Annotated in this window: 15 protein-coding genes; 8 read left to right on the top strand and 7 right to left on the bottom strand. The window is 73.2% G+C overall.

From position 1 onward, the window contains the following. The coding region (locus ACTHJJ_RS15020) for a PD-(D/E)XK nuclease family protein (RefSeq protein WP_440303746.1) at window positions 1-1,960 on the top strand (1,960 nt) is incomplete at its 5' end. Continuing rightward, the gene (locus tag ACTHJJ_RS15015) at window positions 1,957-5,346 is read left to right on the top strand and encodes an ATP-dependent helicase (RefSeq protein ID WP_440303745.1); all 3,390 of its coding nucleotides are present in this window, start codon (window positions 1,957-1,959) and stop codon (window positions 5,344-5,346) included. The genes ACTHJJ_RS15020 and ACTHJJ_RS15015, both read left to right, overlap by 4 nt. Before the next feature lie 52 nt (window positions 5,347-5,398). Here ACTHJJ_RS15015 and ACTHJJ_RS15010 read toward each other — a convergent pair whose 3' ends face one another. After that, window positions 5,399-7,105: a phosphotransferase gene (locus ACTHJJ_RS15010; RefSeq protein WP_440303744.1), complete on the bottom strand. Its 1,707-nt coding sequence runs from the start codon at window positions 7,103-7,105 to the stop codon at window positions 5,399-5,401. A 43-nt stretch (window positions 7,106-7,148) separates the two neighbouring features. On the opposite strand from ACTHJJ_RS15010, the gene nudC reads away from it, so the two are divergent. The 4 genes from nudC to ACTHJJ_RS14990 all read left to right on the top strand — a co-directional run bounded on the left by nudC (window position 7,149) and on the right by ACTHJJ_RS14990 (window position 11,433). After that, entirely contained in the window at window positions 7,149-8,066 is a 918-nt protein-coding gene (nudC, locus tag ACTHJJ_RS15005; RefSeq protein WP_440303743.1) for an NAD(+) diphosphatase, read from the top strand. 67 nt (window positions 8,067-8,133) lie between these two features. Beyond that, complete coding sequence (locus tag ACTHJJ_RS15000) at window positions 8,134-10,299, top strand: ATP-dependent DNA helicase UvrD2 (protein WP_440303742.1); 2,166 nt, start codon at window positions 8,134-8,136, stop codon at window positions 10,297-10,299. Window positions 10,300-10,945: 646 nt separating this feature from the next. Further along, on the top strand, window positions 10,946-11,233 hold the full coding sequence (locus ACTHJJ_RS14995; protein ID WP_440303748.1) for a WhiB family transcriptional regulator: 288 nt from the start codon (window positions 10,946-10,948) through the stop codon (window positions 11,231-11,233). Between the two features lie 65 nt (window positions 11,234-11,298). Continuing rightward, window positions 11,299-11,433, top strand: a complete 135-nt coding sequence (locus tag ACTHJJ_RS14990) for a hypothetical protein (RefSeq protein WP_440303741.1) — start codon at window positions 11,299-11,301, stop codon at window positions 11,431-11,433. Window positions 11,434-11,597: 164 nt separating this feature from the next. Here the strand turns inward: ACTHJJ_RS14990 and ACTHJJ_RS14985 are convergent, their stop codons facing one another. The 5 genes from ACTHJJ_RS14985 to ACTHJJ_RS14965 form a co-directional block, all read right to left on the bottom strand. Beyond that, complete coding sequence (locus ACTHJJ_RS14985) at window positions 11,598-12,929, bottom strand: ABC1 kinase family protein (RefSeq protein ID WP_440303740.1); 1,332 nt, start codon at window positions 12,927-12,929, stop codon at window positions 11,598-11,600. Between the two features lie 81 nt (window positions 12,930-13,010). Beyond that, on the bottom strand, window positions 13,011-13,886 hold the full coding sequence (locus ACTHJJ_RS14980; RefSeq protein WP_440303739.1) for a hypothetical protein: 876 nt from the start codon (window positions 13,884-13,886) through the stop codon (window positions 13,011-13,013). Between the two features lie 209 nt (window positions 13,887-14,095). Next, entirely contained in the window at window positions 14,096-14,257 is a 162-nt protein-coding gene (locus ACTHJJ_RS14975; protein WP_020143053.1) for a DUF5679 domain-containing protein, read from the bottom strand. A 75-nt stretch (window positions 14,258-14,332) separates the two neighbouring features. Beyond that, window positions 14,333-15,013, bottom strand: a complete 681-nt coding sequence (locus tag ACTHJJ_RS14970) for an NUDIX hydrolase (RefSeq protein ID WP_440303738.1) — start codon at window positions 15,011-15,013, stop codon at window positions 14,333-14,335. Continuing rightward, entirely contained in the window at window positions 15,010-16,584 is a 1,575-nt protein-coding gene (locus ACTHJJ_RS14965; RefSeq protein WP_440303737.1) for a zinc-dependent metalloprotease, read from the bottom strand. The genes ACTHJJ_RS14970 and ACTHJJ_RS14965 overlap by 4 nt, the downstream gene beginning before the upstream one ends. A 140-nt stretch (window positions 16,585-16,724) precedes the next feature. Between ACTHJJ_RS14965 and ACTHJJ_RS14960 the strand changes: the two genes are divergently transcribed. Together ACTHJJ_RS14960 and ACTHJJ_RS14955 are read left to right on the top strand one after the other, a co-directional pair. Beyond that, complete coding sequence (locus tag ACTHJJ_RS14960) at window positions 16,725-17,153, top strand: molybdenum cofactor biosynthesis protein MoaE (RefSeq protein ID WP_440303736.1); 429 nt, start codon at window positions 16,725-16,727, stop codon at window positions 17,151-17,153. Next, the gene (locus ACTHJJ_RS14955) at window positions 17,150-18,295 is read left to right on the top strand and encodes a YlbL family protein (RefSeq protein WP_440303735.1); all 1,146 of its coding nucleotides are present in this window, start codon (window positions 17,150-17,152) and stop codon (window positions 18,293-18,295) included. Before ACTHJJ_RS14960 ends, ACTHJJ_RS14955 begins: the two co-directional genes overlap by 4 nt. A gap of 22 nt (window positions 18,296-18,317) precedes the next feature. Here ACTHJJ_RS14955 and ACTHJJ_RS14950 read toward each other — a convergent pair whose 3' ends face one another. Continuing rightward, window positions 18,318-18,866 carry a PPA1309 family protein gene (locus ACTHJJ_RS14950; RefSeq protein WP_440303734.1) on the bottom strand — a complete coding sequence of 183 codons (549 nt, stop codon included), beginning with the start codon at window positions 18,864-18,866 and terminating at the stop codon, window positions 18,318-18,320. Window positions 18,867-18,914 lie beyond the last annotated feature (48 nt).

Below are 18,914 nucleotides of genomic sequence, written 5' to 3'. Positions count from 1 at the left end.
CGTGCCGCTCGCCACCGCCACGGCGGAGACCCCCGTCCGTGACGAGATCGCGGTCCGTCCGCTCCTCACGATCCTGCGAGAAGCCCTCGCCGTGGCGCGGTCGGGGCAGGGAGGGCAGGACCACGCGATCGACCCGACCGTGGCCTCTGACCTCGTCACCTCCCCCCTGGGCGGCGCCGACGCCGTGGCGCTGCGGCGGCTGCGGCGCATGCTGCGCCGCGAGGAGCTCGAGGCCGGCGGCGGACGGTCCAGCGACGAGCTGCTCGCCGAGCTGCTCCTCGAGCCGGTCCGTGCCCGAGCTCTGGGTGACCTCGCGGCCCCGGCCGCGCGCGTCGCAGCAGCAATCGACGCGGGCGCGGGCGCTGCCCGACTCGCCCCGTCCGGACGCTGGGACCGCGGCGTGACGGCCGAGACGGTGCTCTGGGAGATCTGGTCGGCGACGGGCCTCGCCGAGAGCTGGCGACGCACGGCACTGGCCGGGGGCGCCGCGGGGCAACGCGCTGACCGGGACCTCGACGCCGTGCTCGGCCTGTTCGATGCCGCCGGTGCCTTCGTCGACCGCCTTCCGCAGGCGGGCCCCGACGCGTTCCTCGACCACATCGCGGGCCAGGACGTGCCTGGTGACACGCTGCTGGCCCGGGCCCAGAGCGGCCCCACGGTGCAGCTGCTCACGCCGCAGACGGCCGCCGGGCGGCAGTGGCGGATCGTGGTCGTCGCCGGCGTCCAGGAGGGCGTCTGGCCCGACCTGCGGCTCCGTGGGTCGGTCCTGGGGTCCGAGGACCTCGTCGACGTCGTCGCCGACCGCCCCCACAGCTTCCGGGCGGCGCAGGCGGCCGTCCGCTACGACGAGACCCGGCTCCTGCACGTCGCGATGACCCGCACCACCGAGCGACTCCTCGTGACCGCCGTCGGCAACGAGGACGAGCAGCCCTCCGTCTACCTCGACCTCATCGACCCACCCCGGGCCGAGGGCCTCGACACCGAGGTGCGCCGGCACGCCGACCCGCCCCGGCCGATGACCCTGACCGGTCTGGTGGGCGAGCTGCGCCGCGAGGTGGCCGGAGCGGACGCGACGCTCTCACGGCGGGCCGCGGAGCTGCTGGCCCTGGCCGCTCGCGCGGGTGTCGCCGGGGCGGACCCGACCAGCTGGTGGGCCCTGCGCGACCTCACGGACGACCGGCCGGTCCGGGGCGCGGATGAGATGGTGCGGGTCTCGCCGTCGAAGGTCGAGCGCTTCAACCAGTGCGGGCTGTCGTGGTTCCTCGGGGCCGTCGGCGGCAGCGGTCCCGCGATGGGCGCGCAGCTCGTCGGCACGCTGGTGCACGACATCGTCGCGGAGCTACCGGATGCCGATCGCGCTGCCCTCGAGGCCGAGCTCGACCGCCGCTGGGGTCGTCTGGGCCTGGCGCCGGGCTGGTTGACCGACCGGGCCCGGCAGGAGGCGCATGACATGGTCGCGCGGTTCGTCAGCTATCGCGCCGAGTCCGCGGGGGAGGGCTGGGAGCCGGTCGCGGTCGAGGAGGACTTCCGGGTGCAGCTCGGCCGGGCGGACCTCAAGGGCCGGGTCGACCGGATCGAGCAGGACCGCGACGGGCGGCTGCGGATCGTCGACCTCAAGACCGGTCGTGGCAAGCCCACCGTTGCCGAGATCGGCGAGCACGGCCAGCTCGGCGCCTACCAGGCCGCCGTCGAGGCGGGCGCCTTCGCCGAGCTCGGCACGACATCGGGCGGGGCGGCGCTGGTCCAGATCGGCAAGGCCGGCCGCAGCGGGCTGCGTGCCGCCGTTCAACAGCAGGCGCCCCTCGCCGAGGCGGACGACCCCGCCTGGGCCAGGCGCCTGGTCGAGGAGACCGCGGCGGGGATGGGAGCTGCGAGCTTCCGCGCGGTCCAGGGCAGCTGGTGCCAGGTGTGCGCGGTCAAGGCGTGCTGCCCCGTGCAGCCGGAGGGGGAGGCACTGTGAGGCACTCGGCCGTCGACATCGCCGCAGCGCTCGACCTGCCCAGCCCCACACCCGAGCAGCAGGCCGTCATCGAGGCCGGGCCTCAGCCGCTCCTCGTCGTGGCTGGGGCCGGCTCCGGCAAGACCGAGACGATGGCGGCCCGCGTCGTCTGGCTCGTCGCGAACGGGCATGTGGAGCCGGACCAGGTCCTTGGCCTGACGTTCACCCGCAAGGCCGCCGCCGAGCTCTCCGCCCGGATCACGGGTCGGCTGCGCACCCTGGGGCGCACCGGGCTGTGGACGCCGCCCATCGACGACGGGACCGGCGCCGAGGTGCTCGGCGGCACCCCGACCGTCTCGACCTACCACGCCTACGCCGGCCGCCTCGTCCGCGAGCACGCCCTCCGGCTCGGGATCGAGCCGGAGTACCGCGTCCTCACCGAGGCCGGCGCCTGGCAGCTGGCCGCGGAGGCGGTCGCCCGCTACGACGGCGCCATGGACGACGTCGGCAAGGCCGAGTCGACCATCATCGAGGCGGTGATGGCGCTCGCCGGCGAGATGGCCGAACACCTGCTCGGCCCGCAGGACGTGGCCGACCACCTCGACGAGGTCATCGCCCGACTCGACGAGCTGCCGGATGGCGAGGGGCGCGGGTCGCTCACCCCTGTGCGAGACCTGCTCGTCGTCCTGCGCGAACGCCGGGCGGTCCTGCCGATCGTGGCGCGCTATCTCTCCCTCAAGCGGGAGCGCGACGCGCTCGACTTCGCCGACCAGATGGCCCTCGCCGCGCGCCTCGCCGACACGGTGGAGGACGTGGGGGCGGTGGAGCGGCAGCGCTTCCGGGCGGTCCTCCTCGACGAGTTCCAGGACACCTCCGAGGCGCAGCTCGCCCTCCTGCGGGCGCTGTTCCACGGTGGTGCCGAGCCCGTGGCGCTGACGGCCGTCGGCGACCCCAACCAGTCGATCTACGGCTGGCGGGGAGCGAGTGCGACCACCCTCTCCCGCTTCCCGGTCGAGTTCGCGGCGGAGGACGGGCCGGCCGCGGTGCTGCCCCTGTCGACGAGCTGGCGCAACGACGCGCTCATCCTGGAGGCGGCCAATGTCACCTCGGCGCCGCTTCGCACCGCCCACGTGAGGCCGCTCTCCCCGCGGCCCGGTGCCGGTGCCGGCGAGATCACGGTGGCGCGGCTGGAGTCGCTCGAGGACGAGGCAGCGCACGCGGCTCGCTGGATCGCCGCGCGGTGGCGCACGCCGAGCGGCCGGCGCACCGGGCGCACTGCAGCGGTGCTCTGCCGGCGACGCGCGCACTTCCCCCTCGTCATCGACGCCCTGCGTGAGGAGGGGCTTCCGGTCGAGGTCGTGGGCCTGGGCGGCCTGCTCATGACGCCGGAGGTCGGTGACCTCGTCGCGGTGCTCTCGGTCGTGCAGGACCCGTCCCGGGGTGACCAGCTCATGCGGTTGCTGGCCGGGCCGGTCGGCCGGCTCGGCCCGGCCGACCTCGACGCCCTGTGGGCGTGGGCCGGCGAGCTGCGGGGCAGTGCCGGCCCGAGCGTGGCCGTCACGGGCAGCCCAGGCTTGGCGGGCGAGCGCGGCGGCGACGTGGAGACGCCCATCCCCGGAGACGCCGACCAGCCCGATACCGTCGCCACGGCGGCGGCAGCCCGCGACCGGGGGAGCGACCTCGCCGCGGACAGCGCCGACGAGGCGAGCCTCGTCGAGGCCCTCGACGCCTTGCCCCCACCGCGCTGGACGGCGTGGAGTGGCGCCCGACTCAGTCCGGCCGCCCACGCGAGACTGACCGCGCTCGGCGATGTCGTGCGGGCCTTGCGCAGGATGACTGCCCTGCCGCTCGTCGACCTCGTCGGCGAGGCCGAGCGTGCCCTCGGCCTCGACATCGAGGTGCTGTCCAGACCCGAACACACCGCCTCGACGGCACGCGTGCACCTCGACGCTTTCGCCGATGTCGCCGCCCGGTTCGCGATGACCAGCGACCGTCCCACGCTCGCCGGCTTCCTCGCCTGGCTCGAGGCGGCGAGGTCGCAGGAGCGCGGCCTCGAGCTCGGCCACGTCGAGACCGACCACGACGCCGTCCAGGTCCTCACCGTCCACGCCGCCAAGGGCCTCGAGTGGGACGTCGTCGCCGTGCCCGCACTCGTCGAGTCCGTCTTCCCGTCCCACTCGACGAGCTCGGTCACCCTGCTCGACGGCGAGTGGGTCCTCAAGGGCGCTCCGAGCGACAAGGGCTGGCTCACGGGACTCGACGGAGTGCCCTACGAGCTGCGCGGTGATCGCGACGGCCTGCCGGTGCTCGACTGGCGCCGCGCCACGGACCGCAAGTCCTTCGCGACCGAGCTCGAGGTCTTCGCCGATGACGGGGGCAGGTATGCCGTCGCGGAGGAGCGCCGTCTGGCCTATGTCGCCTTCACCCGCGCTCGGACCGACCTGCTCCTGTCGACCCACTTCTGGTCCTCGCGCAAGACCATCAACGTGGAGTCCAGATTCCTCCACGAGATCCGTGCCAGCCTCGGTGACCGCGTGACGACTGTCCGCTGGGCGGATCCGCCCGAGCCGGTGCCGAACGCCAAGGGCCAGCTCGTACCACCCGACAACCCGTTCCTCGCGGAGCCGGTGTCGGCGGCCTGGCCGCACGACCCCATGGCGCAGCGGCGGGCCGAGGTGGCCGACGCAGTCGACCGCATCGCCGCGCTCGTGGCGGCCGAGGCGCCGCCGGCACCGGCGGGCGACCCCCGCTTCGACGACCTCCGGCTGCTCCTCGCCGAGCAGGCGGCGCGGCGGCAGCGCGGGCCGGCCGTGGTCGATGTGCCACGCCACCTGTCGGCGTCCGCCGTCGTGTCGCTCGCCCGTGACCCCGAGGCCTTCGCCATGCACCTGCGGCGCCCGATGCCGGCTCCTCCCGCCGTCGCGGCGAGGCGCGGCACGGCCTTTCATGCCTGGCTCGAAGAGCACTACGCGCGGGCCGCGATGGTGGATCTGCTCGACCTGCCTGGCAGCGCCGACGAGAGCGAGGCCGAGGGCGACCTCAGCCGGATGAAGGAGCTGTTCCTGGCGAGCGAATGGGCCGAGCGGATCCCCGAGGAGATCGAGCTGCCGATCGAGACGGTCATCGACGGCATCGCGATCCGCGGCCGCATCGACGCCGTCTTCCCGCGGGACGACGGTGGCTGGACCGTCGTCGACTGGAAGACCGGCGCCCCTCCCTCCGGTGAGGAAGCCCGGGTGCGCTCTCTCCAGCTCGCGGCCTACACGGTCGCCTTCGCCCGCCTCCGCGGGGTGCTGCCGGAGTTTGTCGACGGCGCCTTCTACTATGCCGCCGAGGGCATCACCGTGCGGCCGGACATCCCGGGGGAGACGGACCTCCTCGAGCTGCTCGCCACCGTCCCGGGCTAGGCCGCCTGCCCTCGCCGATGGCGGTGGCGCACGATCCCGGGGAGTGTCGAACTCAGCGATCCTGCGGGGCACCCTCGTGGCGCCGGTCCACGGGAACGAAGTCGGAGGCCCCCTCGTGGCGGTCGTCGAGCGCGTCGCCAACCTCAGGCCCCGGCTCAGGTGCCCCGGGGAGGGGCTCGACGGCGTCGATCTCGAAGAGGCCCTCCGGATCGACCGCGGTGCTCAGTTGCCAGCTCCGTTCGGGAGCGCCGTCAGTGGTGGCCGGCGCGGCCTGCGAGCGTGACCCGTCCTCCTCCCGCGACGTCCAGTGGGGCCCGGCCGCGTCGCCGGGCAGCGCGTCGGCAGCGTTCGGGTCGGCAATGGCCGAGGGGTTGGGGACCGGCTCGCCGGAGGACGCGTCCGCGACATCGGTCTCGGAGGTCGCGGCGGCTGGGGAGGATGCCGGAGCCTCGGGCGCGAGTCCCGGGCTGAACGGCTCGGTGGCCTGTTCCGAGCCAGGGGCCGGGAACGGCTCGAACGGCTGGGTCAGCTGGTCGGCGGAGTCAGCTGTGGGTGCAGCGAAGGGTTGGGTCAGCTGGTCGGCGGAGTCAGCTGTGGGTGCAGCGAAGGGCTGAGTCAGCTGGTCGGCGGAGTCAGGTATGGGTCCGGCGAAGGGCTGGGTCGCCTCGTCACCCCACGGTGCCGAGGACCCACGGCTACCAGCCGCCGAGGAAGAGGGCCGTTGTTCTGGGTGGGGGTCCTGGGAAGGAGCCGCCGCGGCGGCGGCCTGCGCCAGCTCGCGCTCCCGACGAGCCTCGCGCTCGGCCCGCAGACGGCGGGCCTCGGCACGACGCTCCGCTTCCTCGATCCGCTCGTCAAGGTCGCGCAGCTCCGCCGCGACGTGCTCGACGAGCCGGGTCTCCCCGGCGGAGAGCGCGCGGAGCAGGGCATGGACCAGGGACATCTCCGCGGCGAGCCGGGCACGGCGGACAAGGTTGCCGTCCGGGCGCTCGACGCGCGACTGCACGTAGGCCTCGAGGACCGTGTCGAGCGCCCCCGGAGGCGCCTGGGCCACGAGCTCCGCGAGGTCGTCGGCGGGGTCACCGACCCGCGCCTCCTCCCAGCCGACGACGCCGCGGACGCGGCCGGAGCCGTGATCCTGCCCGTCGTCGAAGCTCGCGAGGACGTGCGACCCGGTGAAGTCGCCGTGGACGGGTGTCGGGGCGAACCGCCAGAGGGAGACGTCCTCGAGGCGGTGCTCCCAGCGCGCGAGCAGGCCGGTCGGGACATGTCCTGTCGACGAGGCACGGTCCAGCTCCGAGAGCATCCGCTTGCGGTGGGTCTCGGCGTCGTAGCTCGGGCGACCGGCCTCGTCGAAGAGGAGCAGCTCGAGGTTGTGGATGTGCGCCAGCGTGCGGCCCACGTCGGCCGTCAGCGCGGCGCCCGGTGGCAGGGCCGCGAAGTCCAGCGGGTCGCCGGCCACACGCGGATGGACGACGGCCCGGCCCGTCTTGAGGGCCACCACGCCGCGCACGACCGGGACGGCGATCTCGAGGCGCCGGGCGAGCAGTGCCGTAAGACCACTGACATCCTCGAGAAGGGCGCCGGCCGCGGCCGAACGCGACGCCTTGACGACCCAGTGCCGGTCCTGGGAGTCGGTCAGGAACGCGAACTCGTAGAGGTCGCCGAGGTGGACCGGCACGCCTTCGACCGAGACGGGATCGAGGCCGGGCACGGCCGAGCTCGCGAGGGCGGCAAGACGCAGGGCACTCCGGGACACGCCTCCACCGTAGGCGGACGAGGGAACCTAGGGTGGGAGGGTGATGACGACGCACGGGATTCTCGAGGACCTCGCGCTCGCCACCGGGGTCCTGGACCGCTCGGCCCACGAACGCCGCGACCCCCGGCTCCTCGAGACCCTCCTCGCCGACCCCGCCACCCGTGTCATCGAGATCCGTGACGGACGTGCGCCGGTCCGGGTCGAGGACGGCCACGGGGCGCTCCGCCTCCGGGAGCCGCGCTCCAGCGACCGTGACGTCCTCGCAGCCGCCCTGGGCCGTGACCCGGACGGCCGGGCCTACGTTGCGGTGCTGCCGACGGCCGACGGTGAGCTCGACGACAGCTGGCTCACTCTGCGGCGAGCCGGGGCCCTGCTCGACCCGCTCGACGCCGGCCTGTTCACGACCGCGCTCGCCCTCGCCAACTGGCACGGCAGGCACGGCCGGTGCTCGATGTGCGGCAGCCCCACCGAACCCACGGAGGCGGGCTGGGTGCGGCGCTGCCTGCGGGACGGCAGCGAGCACTACCCGCGCACCGACCCGGCGGTCATCATGTCCGTCGTCGACCCCGACGACCGGCTGCTCGTCGCCCGCTCGCCGCAGTGGCCGGTGGGCCGCTTCTCCGTGCTCGCCGGGTTCGTCGAGCCGGGGGAGTCCCTTGAGCAGGCCGTCGCGCGCGAGGTGGCGGAGGAGGTGAGCATCGGCGTCGACGACGTCACCTACCTCGGCAACCAGCCCTGGCCGTTCCCCTCATCGGTCATGATCGGCTTCGCCGCCCGCACCTCCCAGATCGACCTGACGCTCGACCCGCAGGAAATCGCGGAGGCCCACTGGGTGACCCGGGACGAGTACCGGGCCCGGCTGAGGAGCAGGGACATCCAGACCCCGACGGGCATCTCCATCGCAAAGCGGATCATCGAGCGCTGGCTCGGCGAGACGGTCGAGGAGGCCGCCGAGGGCTGAGCCCTCGAGGCGGGCTGTCCCCGTCCGGTGCGAGGATGTCCGGGCACGCCCGAGCGCTAGGAGGGTCATGTCGGGGACGAGCGGAGCGGCATACCCGCTCATGTCGGCGGACGCCATCCTGGACGGGCTCGACCCGGAGCAGCGCCAGGTGGCGACGGCGCCACCCGGTCCCGTCTGCGTCCTCGCCGGCGCGGGCACGGGCAAGACCCGGGCCATCACCCACCGCATCTCGTATGCCGTCCACTCCGGGCTGCACCAGCCGCAACGCGTGCTGGCGGTCACCTTCACCGCCCGCGCCGCGGGCGAGATGCGGACTCGGCTGCGGGGGCTTGGGGTCCGGGGGGTGCAGGCCCGCACGTTCCACGCCGCCGCCCTGCGCCAGCTGCACTTCTTCTGGCCGCAGGCGGTCGGCGGTGCGGCCCCGGAGGTCCTCGGGCAGAAGGCGCCGGCCGTCGCCGAGGCCGCGAGCCGGCTGCGGATGCAGTTCGACCGTACCGCCATCCGCGACCTCGCCGCCGAGATCGAGTGGGCCAAGGTCAATCTCCTCACCGCCGAGACCTACGCCGGAGCCGCCCGCGCCGCTCGCCGGGAGCCGCCGGGCCTCGACCTGACCGGCATGGCCCGCGTCTTCGACGCCTACGAGGAAGTGAAGCAGCGACGCGGCGTCATCGACTTCGAGGACGTCCTGCTCCTCACCGTCGGCATCCTCGTCGACCGCGAGGACATCGCGAGGACGGTCCGTGACCAGTACCGCCACTTCGTCGTCGACGAGTACCAGGACGTCAACGCCCTGCAGCAGCGGCTCCTCGACCTCTGGCTGGGGGAGCGGTCAGACCTCTGCGTCGTCGGTGACCCGGCGCAGACCATCTACTCCTTCACCGGGGCCAGCCCGGAGCACCTGATCGGCTTCCGCCGGCGCTTCCCGGACGCCACCGTGATCCGACTTGTGCGCAACTACCGCTCCTCGCCGGAGATCGTGGGGCTCGCGAACCTCGTCGTCGCGAGCGGACCCCAGGCGGCACGGGACGGGGCGGTGCAGCTGCGGGCGCAGGGCGAGCCGGGGCCGCGGCCCGTCCTCACCACCCATCCGGACGACCCCTCCGAGGCCGCGGCCGTCGCCGCCCGCGCCAAGGCGCTCATCGACGAGGGGACACCGGCCGGCCAGATCGCGGTCCTCTTCCGCACCAATGCCCAGTCCGAGGCCATCGAGCACGCCCTGGCCGACGCCGGGGTGCCTTACCTGGTCCGGGGCGGCGAGCGGTTCTTCGCCCGCAAGGAGGTCCGTGACGCGATCCTCCTGCTGAGGGGGGCGGCCCGCAGCGATGACGGCGACAAGCCGTTGGGCCACCTCACCCGTGACGTCATCACGGGCGCCGGGTGGGCCCCGGAACCGCCGAGCGGCAGTGGGGCCGTCCGCGAACGCTGGGAGTCGCTTACCGCGCTCGCGCAGCTCGCCGACGACCTCGAGCAGACGGTGCCCGAGGCGCGGCTGCCCGAGCTCGTGGCCGAGCTCGACCGCCGCGCGGCCGAGCAGCACGCACCGGCCGTCCAGGGCGTCACGCTTGCGAGCCTGCATGCCGCGAAGGGCCTCGAGTGGGACGTCGTCTTCCTCGTCGGCTGCTCCGACGGCCTCATCCCGATCTCCATGGCCGAGGGCTTCGAGGCGATCGAGGAGGAACGCCGGCTGCTCTACGTCGGGCTGACGCGGGCGCGCCGCCGGCTCGAGCTGTCCTTCGCCGAGTCCCGCGCTCCCGGTGGCCGGGCGAGCCGCAGGGCGTCGCGCTTCCTCGCGGCGGGTTCGACGGTCCTCGGCGAGCAGGCCCGTGGGGCGGTCAAGTCCGCAGGGACCGGGCGGCGTGCTCCCAAGGTCGCCAAGCTGGTGCACTGCCGCTCCTGCGGCAACGAGCTCGCGACGGCCGCCGAGCGCAAGACGGGTCGATGCGCAGACTGTCCGCCCACCTATGACGAGGCGACTTTCGAGCGGCTGCGTGTGTGGCGACTGGCGGTCGCGCGGGAGGCGAGCGTGCCCGCCTACGTCGTCTTCACCGACGCCACGTTGACCGCCATCGCCGAGCGCGAGCCGGGCAGCGAGGCCGAGCTGGCCGCGATCAGTGGGGTCGGCGCCCGCAAGCTGGACCAGTACGGCGCCGACGTGCTCGCGCTCGTGTCGGGCGAGGACGTCGAGTCGGTCGTCGAATCCCGCTCTGCCGCAAAAGAATCCGCCGGATCTTGAAGTTCGCTGAAAAAACTTTGAGGAATCTCGATAAATAAGTTGTTGACCGCTGCTCGGACCGCGTAGCCTCTAACGAGTCAAGCCCAGCGGCTCAGGTGGTCGGCTGGGACCCACGAAGACAGTGAGGAGGGTTGGCCTGATGATGACGATCATGAACGCGATGAACGCAGTTTCCTGCGTCGTTTCCGCGCGTCCGCGTCCGGCTGGCCACGTCCGCCTCGCGGTTCTCGCTGTCACGGGCCAGGGGACCACTGTGTCCATCGCCCGCCGTGGGACGGCCGTCGCTGTTCTCGATGCCCCGTTCACTGGGGACATCTCTGTCGATGGCCCGACCTACAAGACCACCGATGTCGCTCGCTTCCGCCTCGGGAGGCCACCGGTCTGATTCCAGACCCAGGCTCCTTCTCCAGGCCGCGAACCCGACATCACCGGGTCCGCGGCCTTCGTGTTTTTACCGCACGTGCCGCTCCACCCATCACCACCGCCAGCGCCGAACCCGGCGCCCGACAGATACGGGACACCAAAGATGACTCCCCGGATGACGAGCAGGACCGAGACCCGCACCGCTGGAGCGGGACTCATGCAGCAGGACACGACCGAGCACGTGCGCCACGCCCCGGGCGCACCCGAGAAGGAGGTGATGGCCATGCCGTTGAGCGAGATGATCGACCTCGGCACCCGTGCCGAGACCCTCGGCGCGACGATCCCGTGCCGCGACTACGACGCAGAGCTGTGGTTCGCGGAGAAGCCTGAGGACGTCGAGTTCGCCAAGACGTTGTGCGGGCTGTGCCCCGCCCGGACCCACTGCCTCGCCGGCGCCCTCGAGCGTGAGGAGCCATGGGGCGTCTGGGGTGGCCAGCTCTTCGTCCAGGGCGCCATCGTCGCCCGCAAACGACCAAGGGGACGTCCCCGGAAACACCCGGTCGCCGCGTGATCGCCGAGTCGAGACCATGCGCGACCAGCCAGTACAGACCAGAACCATTCCGTCAGGAGACCATCATGAACCAGCTCGAAATGCTGGCCCGCGACCGAATCGAACAGCGCATCCACCGACGCGACCGCAGCGGAATTCGCCGCAGCGCCCGGTTGATCTCGCAGGAGATCCGTCGCAGCCGCCGTCACGCCGACAAGTGACGGACCGCCCTGAAGGGCGAACGAAGCACCAACTGAATCGAGTGAGCGAGCCGCGGGTGACGCGCAACGTCACCCGCGGTTCCCTTTTGTCCGGGAGCTTTTGTCCCGGCCTGGTTGCCGGACCTTTGTCTCCAGACCAGTCCCGGACGCGGGAAGGCCACCGGTCAGTCGGTTGAGCCGACTGGTGGCAGGTGAGCACCGGGCAGGTGTGCGTTGACGGCCTCGCGGCCCCGCACCGTCCCGCCGAGCTGGCTGAGGACGCCCATGCCGCCGCCCCAGACCCGGTGGATCAGCAGGTACTCCGGGGGCAGGTTGAGCTTGTAGCCGATCGCATAGTTCGGCTGGCGCGGGTCGTTGATGTGGCTGAAGACGCTGCGCAGCCAGTCGCGGCTGAACGTGAAGCTGTCGGTCCGCAGCGGCGCGAGGAACGGCTCCAGGTAGTCGAGCAGCCGGTCGGCGTCGATGTCGATGTTCGGGCGGACGAACCCGGTCTCACGCAGACCGTCGAGGAGCGCCTCCGCCCCGCCCTGGAGGCCGACGCTGAGCAGCTCGCCGATCTCCGGCGGCATGCCGTCGGGCAGACGGCTCACGGCACCGAAGTCGATGACCCCGAGCCGGCCGTCGGGCGTGATCCGGAAGTTGCCGGGGTGGGGGTCGGCATGGAGCAGGCCGGCTCGCGCCGGCCCGGCGAAGAGGAACTCGAGATAGAGCTGGGCCGCGGCGTCCCGTTCCTCCTGCGTGCCGCTCGCGATGATCTGCGAGAGGGGGACGCCCTCGAGCCACTCCGAGACGATGACGCTCTGCTCGCCCTCGACGACAGCCGGGACGACGAACTGCGGGTCGTTCGCGAAGGCCTCGGCGAAGGTCGCCTGCGCGTCCGCCTCGAGGCGGTAGTCGAGCTCCTCCGCCATCCGGTCGCGCAGCTCGTCGAGGATGGGGCCGAGCTCGATGCCGGGCACCCAGCCGGCGGCGACCCGCGTCACCCTCGAGATCTGCCGGAGGTCGCTCATGAGGGCGGTCGCGGCGCCGGGGTACTGGATCTTGACCGCCACGTCGCGGCCGTCCGCCCATACGGCGCGGTGGACCTGCCCGATCGAGGCGCTCGCCGCCGGTGCGTCGTCGAACCGCTCGAAGCGGTCTCGCCAGTCCGGTCCCAGGTCCTCGGCGAGGACGCGGTGCACGGAGGCCGTCGGCATCGGCGGCGCGCTGTCCTGCAGCTTGGTGAGCATCGCCCGGTACGGACCGGCGAGCTCCTCGGGCAGGGCCGCCTCGAAGATCGACAGGGCCTGTCCGAACTTCATCGCGCCGCCCTTGAGCTCGCCCAGGACCTGGAAGAGCTGCTGGGCGGTGCGGGCCTGCAGCTCGGCCGTGACGACCTCGGCCGGGCGCCCGCCGAGCCGTTTGCCGAGCCCGAGGGCGGTGCGGCCGGCGAAGCCGAGCGGGACCGTGGCGAGCTTGGCCGAGCGCACGACGGCACGGCGGGGCAGGTCCGTCATGCGCGCGCACTCCCGGTCACGGTGGCCCTCCTGGTCGTCACCAACCGAGCCTAGAGCACGGCCCGAGGGCACTTGCCTGCATCAGGCAACCTCGGCACCGGCGTCGAGGTGGTGCCGGCAGCGTGGGTGCCGCGGCCAGCGGCGGTGGTCGACCCGCGGCCAGGGGGCACCGACCTCGAGAGCGAGCCCGTCGGGCGGCGACTGCCCGGACAGCAGGCCGAGGGCCAGCAGGGCGACCCCGCCGGCGATGAAGGGGACGACGGCGGCCGGGAGCCCGTCGGCGTCCGTCGAGCCGGGCACGACCCGGCTGCGGTCACCCGCCAGTTGGTCGACGACCGCACCCCAGGCATGGTCCCGGTCGGTCCGGTGCAGGTCCACGCACCAGAGGCACGGGCTCGCCGCATCCCGGCGGACCACCGGCCCGATCGAGACCGCCGAGCCGTGCGGCACGACCGGGACATGCGGCACCCGGTGGTGCAACCAGACGTCCGCGGCGCGGGGGTCGAGCGCCCGGGTGCCGGTCAGCACGACAAGGTCCGGGCGGTGACCCGCCGGGTCGGCGAGGACGAGGTCGACCGCCGGCCGCCCGTGGGTGACCCGCTCGACACCGAACCGGCCGAGCAGCAGCGCGACCTCGGCCGACAGCGGGCCGGCGCCGTCGACCACGACGTGGCGTCCGGTCGGGACGACGGGCGCGGGGTCGTCCGGCTGGAGGAGGTCCAGGGCGGTCACGATGTCGAGCAGCTCGCGCCAGCGGGCGGCGGTCACGCCGGCCCGCCGGGCATCATCGAACGTCTCCAGCCGGGATCGCGTGCCATCGAGTGAACGCAGCAGCCTGACCTCGGCCGGGCTGATCCCGCTGAGGATGACCCCGTCCTCGGCGAAGCCGAACTGGACCTCGTCACGGCCCCGCAGGACCGGGGGCAGCCACGGTTTGAAGCGGGGTCGGTCGGACATGGGCACTCCCGTGGGCTGACGAGTCGGCGCTGCGCCTCCAGACTCTCAGGCCCGCACGCGCGTCGACGGTCCTTGTCCACAGATGGCGCGACGCGCAGCCGGGAACGTCGCCATCCCCGCGAGGGGCGCACACAGGCGCCCGGACAGCGAGGAGGGGCGGAACCGACGCGGTTCCGCCCCTCCGGGGATTCGAGACGCCAGCGAGCCGTTCAGGCCTTGCCGAGAATGCGGTTGAGGTTCGTACCACAGACGGGGCACTGGCCCTTGGCCATCCGCCGGCCGTTGTCGGACACGACAACCTTGCCCTCGGCCTCGCGCTTCTCCTTGCACTTCACGCAGTAGAACTCGCCTTTGTAGGTCTCGTCAGCCATTGGTGTCTCCTTGTTGCTGGCACCCATCGGACGGGTGCTGGACTTGGTCAACCCTAGAGCACGCTGAGCACGAATTCATGCTCGCCCCGTGCGTGGGCGCGTCACCGCCCGTCGCCTCGGGGCTCCGGGCGGCGTCCCCTCAGGAGGCCAAGCGGTCGTCGCCGGGACCTCGTCGTGCGGGGTGAGCCGGGCGACGGCCGCCGCGATCAACGGCCCCAGGTCCGCACCCGCCCCGGGCGGCAGCGCCTCGATCGGCCACCAGCGCACGTCGAGCGACTCCTCGCTGACCGCGTGCCGTGACGTGGGGTCGGCCACGGCCGCGAAGCGAACGTCGAGGTGCTCCCGGCACGACCCGAACGTCGCCGGCAGGGAGTGCCGGTCAAGGTGGACGACCGGTGCCAGCACCGTGAGCGACGCGATCCCGCTCTCCTCGCGCGCCTCGCGCAGGGCAGCTGCGTGCAGGGTCCCGTCGCCCGCCTCCAGGTGACCTCCGAACTGGAACCAGGCGTCGGCCTTGCGGTGATGGGTGAGCAGGACGTGACGCAACCCGGTATCGAGCACGATGACGCCCGCGGTGAGGTGGGCCGGTCCTCCGTCACGGCACACGGCCGCAGGGCCGCGCTCGAGGAGCGCGAGGAACTCGCCACGCAACCGGGCCTGCCCGGCGTCGGGCGGGGCCCAGCCGTCCAGCACCTCCCGGGCGTCGCTCCATACGGGGAGGTATGCCGCTGTGCCCGCTCCCGGGGGAACGGTCACGGGGCGTCGTCCCCGCCCTCGTCCGTCGGCGGTCCCGGCTCGTCGTCACCCTCGGGCCGGCGCGGCTCGTCCTGGGAGACGCCGGACGGCCCGCCCTTGGGCGTGCCGGACCGCTCGGCCTCCTCGAGGATGCCCTTGAGGACCGAGTCGAGGTCGGCGCCGAGCGCCCCCTCGGTGCCCGGCTCGTCGGCACGGCCGGTGGCCCGCTCGACGTACCCGATCGGGTCGTCGAGGTCGGCGCCGGTGGGGGCGAGGTCCGGGTGGGCCCAGCGTCCGTCCCGGAGGGCGGCCCCGCCGGCGTCCTCGAGGGCGGCCCAGAGGTTGGCCGCGTCGCGCAGCCGGCGAGGTCGCAGCTCGAGACCGACGAGACCGGCGAAGGTCCGCTCGGCCGCTCCGCCGACGCGACGGCGCCGGATCGTCTCGGCCAGGGCCGCCGACTGCGGCAGGTGCCGGGCCGTCGCCCGCTCCGTCACATGGTCGACCCAGCCCTCCGCGAGCGCGAGGAACGTCTCGAGCCGGCCGAGCGCGACCTGCTGCGCCGGCGTCGGCGAGGGCGTGAAGAGGTTGCCCTGCAGCGCCGCCCGGAGGGCCTCGGGGTCGCTCGGGTCGACGCTCGTCAGGGCGGACTCGATGGCGTCCGTGTCGATCGTGATGTTGCGGGCGTAGTCGGAAACAGCGGCCAGCAGCTGGGGGCCGAGCCACGGCACCTCGGAGAAGAGCCGGACCCGGGCCGCCTCGCGCACGGCGAGATAGAGCCGCACCTGGGGCTCGTCGATCTCGAGCGACTCCGACATCTCGTGGACGTTGCCCGGCAGGAGCGCGACGATCCCCGGCTCCGTGATCGGCAGCCCGACCTCGGTGCCCGTCACGACCTCGGCGGCGAGCGTGCCGACCGCCTGGCCGAGCTGGGCCGCGAACATCTGGCGGCTGAGGTTGCCGAGCATCGGCGCCCACTGCTCGAGCATCTGCGCGGGGTCGAAGCCCGGGGGGAGGCCGGGAGGTGCGGCGTCGCCGAAGGCGCCCGGGCCGAGCTCGCCCATCTGCTTGCGCAGGGCTGCCGAGGTCGCGGCGGTGACACCCTCGGACACCGGCTCGACGAGGTCGAACCACCGCGGCATGGTCGCCTCGACCCACTCCGCCCGGCTCAGCCCGACGGCCCGCCACGACGGGGCGGACAGCGTCGTCTGTTCGTCGAGCCACAGCGTCGCGACCTGCACGGCATCGGCGATGGCGCGGTCGGCGCCGGCGTCGTGGACGTCGTTGCCCTCGGTCGTCATCACGTGCCGGCGGGCGGTCTCGACGGCCAGCTCCTGGGCCCCGGTGGGGGACTGCTGGGCCTGCATGAAGGTCCGCAGCTGCGCCTGCATGGCGGCTTTGGTGTTGGGGTCGTCCGGATCGACGCCCATCGAGCGCATCAGGTCGGCCAGCTCGGGGTTCCTGGCCGTCTCACCGAGCACGTGCTCGAGCATGGCGCCGAGGTCGCTCGGGTCGAACCCGGGCGGAAAGCGGAAGGGCTCGTCGTTGTCGTCGTCGCCGGCGTCCCACGGGGCGGGGTCGCGGTCGTCTGCCATGGTGCTCCTCGGTGGATTCGGTCCTGCTCCAAGACAACCACGGATCCGCGCGCAGAGTTCCCTCGGGAGGGCCGCCGCAGCGAGGAAGGATCCCCGCGCGCGGCGAGCGCGGTCAGCGGGGCGCGAGCACGCCGCATACGATGGCTTCTGTGAGCGTCGCCCTGGCCGAGATCCGCGAGACGGAGTTGTCCGTCGACGAGGTGCTCCGTAGCGTTTCGGACCCACGGGCGGGCGGCATCTGCCTGTTCGTCGGCACGGTGCGTGACGCCGACGGTGGCAAGGGCGTCGAGCGGCTCGACTACTCCGCCCACCCTCAGGCCGCGCAGCTGACGAGGGCGCTCGCCGAGCGCCTCGACGGCGCCGGGCAGACCGTGCGGATCGCCGTCGTGCACCGCGTCGGCCGCCTCGAGATCGGTGATCTGGCGGTTGTCGTCGGGGTGAGCGCCGAGCACCGCGCCGAGGCCTTCGAGGTGTGCCGTGCCCTCATCGACGAGCTCAAGGCGACGGTGCCGATCTGGAAGCACCAGCGCTTCAGCGACGGCGTCGACGAGTGGGTCGGCCTGCCGTGACGACACCCGCCGGGCCCCCTGACGCAGAGGGGCCGGGGGCGCAGGACGAGTCCTCCGGGCCGCCGACGCGAACCGCTCGCCGGGCGCGCCTCAGCGGCTGGAACATCGCCGTCCTCGTCACCTTCTTCGTCGTGCTCATCGCGGTCGTGGCCGGCTCCCTCATCCGGCTGCCCTACGCCATCGTGAGCCCGGGACCCACGTTCAACGCCTTGGGCACGGAGAGCCTCGGCGGCACCGACAAGCCGGTTATCGTCGTCGATGGCCTGCCGACCTATCCCACCGAGGGGAGCTTGCGCTTCCTCACCGTCGTCATCAAGGGCGGCCCGGGCCACCCCGTCGACGCCTGGGACCTGCTCGGCGCCTGGCTCGACCCGGCCCGCGCCATCTACCCGGTGGACCAGATGTTCGACCCGAATGCCAGCGAGCAGCAGGTCGCCGAGGAAAGCGCCATCCAGATGGAGGGCTCCCAGGAGGAGGCGAAGGCGGTCGCCTTGCGGGCCATCGGTGAGAAGGTGCCCACGCACGTCGTCGTCGCGCAGGTGCTCGACACGTCCAAGGCGAAGGGGCTGCTCAAGGCGGGCGACCGGTTCGTCAGCGTGGACGGCGAGGCGGCGAGTGACCCGGATGCCATCCGCGCGGCCGTGCAACGGGTCAAGCCCGGGGAACCGGTGTCGATGGTGGTCACCCGCTCCGGCAAGAACGAGACGGTTGCCGTCCCGACGATCAGCGGTGCAGGCGGGCGGACGGCGATCGGCGTGCTGCTCGGGGTCGAGCACGACTTCCCCGTCAAGGTCACGATCAACGCCGGCGACGTCGGCGGGCCCTCAGCGGGGCTGATGTTCGCGCTCGCCATCTACGACAAGCTGACGCCGGGCTCGCTGACCGGCAACCACGCCATCGCGGGCACCGGCACCATCGACGACCAGGAGAACGTCGGCCCCATCGGCGGGATCCGGCAGAAGCTCGAGGGCGCCCGGAGCGCCGGGTCGAACTACTTCCTTGCTCCGGCCGCGAACTGTCCGGAGGTCGTCGGGCACGTGCCGGACGGGCTGCAGGTGGTCAAGGTCAGCACCTTCGATGGCGCCCTCTCCGCCGTGGAGGCCATTGCCCAAGGACAGGCGAGCGGTCTGCCCCGCTGCTGAGGCAGCGATCGGGCCGTGCGGTTCAGGGCTCGAGGGTCGCCTTGAGGGCGGCGACGAGGCCGGGCGCGATGTCCGGGCCGGTTGCCACCGCGTCGTCGGAGTCGTGGGCGCGCTGCCGGAGCAGGCAGATCGACCGCCCGTCGCGCAGCACCGCCGCGACGAGGCGGACGTCCTGCCGGTCGGGATGGGCGGCGAGGGCGTCGACCGCGTCCTCGGCTCGCGCGGGCAGGTCCCGCTCCGCGTCCGGCGGGACCACCATCCGCTCGATGGCGAAGGCACACCCGTCGACCTCGTCCGGCCAGGCGATCCGGCCGATGAGGGTCTCGATCGAGTTCGTCGTGGGCAGGCCCTCCTGCTCGATCGCCGTGAAGGCGCCCGGCACGAGGTCCGGCTCCCGCATCTGCTCGCGAAGGTGCGGCTCCCTGGCGAGCAGGTCATCGGTGCGGACCAGCGCGAAGAGCCGCGCCGGCTGGTCCCAGCCCCGAGCCGCGACGTGGCGCTCCGTGTCGAGGGCGACGAGGGCGAGGGGATCGGTCACGGGTGTCGACTGCACTCGCCCATCGTGCCCCATGGCATCGAGCCAGCGGCAACCGCTCGTCGGCACGGCTCTCGGAGCCGC

Source organism: Intrasporangium sp. (assembly GCF_051961875.1).
Lineage (GTDB): Bacteria > Actinomycetota > Actinomycetes > Actinomycetales > Dermatophilaceae > Intrasporangium_A.
This window is presented reverse-complemented; position numbering and strand designations above follow the sequence as displayed.